Genomic DNA, 725 nt, shown 5'->3' with positions numbered 1-725 from the left:
TTGATGCATTTTTTAGTTTGATTGAAGAGAACTTAACAGTCACAAACAAAAACTTTAAAACAGTCTTTAAGACCTTCATAAAACATAAGACATATATCACTAATGCCCTCGAAACTTCTTATTCTAATGCCAAACTAGAAGCGACTAACAAACTCATAAAAGATATTAATAGAGCTGCGTTTGGATTTCGGAACTTTGAAAACTTAAAAAAACGTATTTTGATTGCTTTGAACATCAAAATAGAGAGTATCAATTTGATACTCTCTAGAACTTAGCTTTTCATCTACCCACTACAGTTGACAAAGAGCCTAAAAACGGAGAATAAGGGATTCGAACCCTTGCGCCAGTTACCCGACCTAACGATTTAGCAAACCGTCCTCTTCAGCCTCTTGAGTAATTCTCCATATTAAATTAAATGGGCACGAGTGGACTCGAACCACCGACCTCACGCTTATCAGGCGTGCGCTCTAACCACCTGAGCTACGCGCCCATGCTATTTATAGCATGGTAACTATAAAGCGGGTGACGAGAATCGAACTCGCGACAACAGCTTGGAAGGCTGTAGTTTTACCACTAAACTACACCCGCATTTAAGAAAAATGGCGCGAGACGGAATCGAACCGCCGACACATGGAGCTTCAATCCATTGCTCTACCAACTGAGCTACCGAGCCATGTATACAAAACATTGTATATTGCGGGAGCAGGATTTGAACCTACGACCTT

General features: G+C 40.7%; 1 protein-coding gene and 4 tRNA genes. 1 reads left to right on the top strand and 4 read right to left on the bottom strand.

What is annotated here, in order from left to right; all coding sequences use genetic code 11:
• The coding region (locus tag AT575_RS10075) for a transposase (RefSeq protein WP_129587078.1) at window positions 1–275 on the top strand (275 nt) is incomplete at its 5' end.
• Window positions 276–315: 40 nt separating this feature from the next.
• Here the strand turns inward: AT575_RS10075 and AT575_RS10070 are convergent.
• The 4 genes from AT575_RS10070 to AT575_RS10055 form a co-directional block, all read right to left on the bottom strand.
• Window positions 316–403: transfer RNA gene (locus tag AT575_RS10070), tRNA-Ser, on the bottom strand.
• Window positions 404–416: 13 nt separating this feature from the next.
• Window positions 417–490: transfer RNA gene (locus AT575_RS10065), tRNA-Ile, on the bottom strand.
• A 27-nt stretch (window positions 491–517) separates the two neighbouring features.
• Window positions 518–588, bottom strand: a tRNA-Gly gene (locus AT575_RS10060).
• 12 nt (window positions 589–600) lie between these two features.
• Window positions 601–673: transfer RNA gene (locus AT575_RS10055), tRNA-Phe, on the bottom strand.
• Window positions 674–725: the final 52 nt, after the last annotated feature.

It is taken from the genome of Streptococcus penaeicida (genome assembly GCF_002887775.1).
In the GTDB taxonomy this organism is placed as follows: Bacteria; Bacillota; Bacilli; order Lactobacillales; family Streptococcaceae; genus Streptococcus; species Streptococcus penaeicida.
Note: the sequence above shows the minus strand (reverse complement) of the source record. Positions and strands in the feature narration are given on the sequence as shown.